3 protein-coding genes are annotated in these 1,582 nt (G+C 54.5%); all 3 read left to right on the forward strand.

Annotated features, from left to right (window positions below; all coding sequences use genetic code 11):
- A partial coding sequence (locus Q319_RS25195) for a hypothetical protein (RefSeq protein WP_034416712.1) occupies positions 1-255 on the forward strand: 255 nt, incomplete at its 5' end.
- Between the two features lie 15 nt (positions 256-270).
- Positions 271-426 (forward strand): transposase, encoded by a 156-nt coding sequence (locus Q319_RS26715; RefSeq protein ID WP_081846283.1) that lies wholly within the window; start codon positions 271-273, stop codon positions 424-426.
- Positions 427-960: 534 nt separating this feature from the next.
- A complete protein-coding gene (locus Q319_RS0123485) occupies positions 961-1,578 on the forward strand; it encodes a tetratricopeptide repeat protein (protein WP_029484788.1) in 618 nt (205 codons plus the stop codon).
- The last annotated feature ends 4 nt before the right edge of the window (positions 1,579-1,582 follow it).

Genomic DNA, 1,582 nt, shown 5'->3' on the forward strand with positions numbered 1-1,582 from the left:
ATTGGGCAACCGATGGAAGTCCCGACTTCCAAAGCACGGGGCATCACGGCCCGCTTGAACTTGATGGGGGTCGTGGACTTCGCCAGTGGCGAAGTTCAGTACCGTGAGATTGAGGGCAATACCATCGGCCAGGACACCGTGGGCTTTCTGGAGACCCTGGCCCAGCACGCCGATCCCATCTGTCCCACTCTGGTCTTCGTGGATCAGGCCAGCATTCATACCTGTCGGGCGGTGTCTGGGCAGCGAGAACGCTAGCGTGAAGGTGGTTTGATGGTGGTGTATTTGCCGGTCTACAGCCCAGAACATGGCCCAATGGAGGGCGAGTGGCGCAATCTGAAGTACCACCACTTGCCAGAGCGATCTTTCGAGAACAAGACACAACTTCGCCGGGCTGTCCTTGATGCCGACTTGGGCATCGCCATATGACCAGTTCTTCACCCGCTAGCTACTTACCGTAGAATTCAAGCAGGAAGCTGTTCGTCTCGTTGCCAGCAGCGGGAAAAGCTGTGCCCAGATCGCTCGCGACCTCGGCCTGGCCCCGCACTTAGTGCAGCGTTCTGGAAATCTTAATATCTTGATGGAGTATGAGAGGAAGGATGCGTTTTTGAAGCCAGCCGATTCCAGGGCCGAAAACTGACTCGCCAAATTCTAATGATTCAGATTCCCTGGTATCAGAACTTAAAAAACGCTGCACTAGGCGTCTGTAAGAGCGATGTGAGGAACAAAATGTAAAGCTTTACATGTGTTTGGGTGAAGTCATCATCACCGCGATCTGACGTGTGCGGGGTTCGTTAGAACGCAGAACCTCGGCACCGGACGCCCGCCAGGGAACAGATTTAAAGGTGAGGCTATTCGCTTTATAAAGCAGCGGCATCAGCACGTCGTTCTCGTTTCAAGCGTCATAAAAAACTGTGGGCAGAGGTGAGAGCAATGGCGGCACGGCATCAAGATTCAAAGCCAATGACGAAGGCAGCCATTGCTTCTTCTCTGGATGCTGCTCAACAGCAGCTGACGGGTGCCCCTGAAACAGCCTTTGAGCTGGCCAAACGCGCTCGTGCCGCCGCTGTTGAATTACAAGACGGGTCCGGGCAAGCTCGGTCTCTGAGAATTATGGCTAGCGCACGTTTTTACCAGAGTGAGATGCTGGAGGCCGAAAGTCTGGCAGAACTGGCCTTGAGTACCGCACAGCAGGCCCAGGACTCATTCATTGAGGCCGAAGCCCTGAACTCCTTGGGAGCCATTTCCTACCGGTTGGGAGACTTCGGGGCGGCTATGGAGTGGCGGTTGTTGCATCTGGAGCTTGTGACGGCCCAGCAAAACCAGAGTGGCATGTTCCATTCCCTGAACAACCTGGGAAACCTCCACGGTGAGATCGACGAATTTGAGGAAGCCTACGCAAAGCATCATGCGTCCGCACAGCTTGCAGAGGAACTCCAGGACGTCGCGTTACAGGCCATCGCTACCACGAATATGGGCGAAGATCTCATGCAGTTCAGTACTGGACAACTTGATGTTGACAGTGTTCTGAACGGCATTTTTGCCGTTTGGGCATTTGATCGTAGTCTGAAACGGCAGTAGGCGG

The organism is Deinococcus marmoris DSM 12784 (assembly GCF_000701405.1).
GTDB classification, from domain to species: domain Bacteria; phylum Deinococcota; class Deinococci; order Deinococcales; family Deinococcaceae; genus Deinococcus; species Deinococcus marmoris.

What these genes read in the sequence shown, in the direction of transcription:
- Q319_RS26715 (WP_081846283.1), top strand. Translation starts at nt 271, where the DNA reads ATGGTGGTGTATTTGCCGGTCTACAGCCCAGAACATGGCCCAATGGAG.
- Q319_RS0123485 (WP_029484788.1), top strand. Translation starts at nt 961, where the DNA reads ATGACGAAGGCAGCCATTGCTTCTTCTCTGGATGCTGCTCAACAGCAG.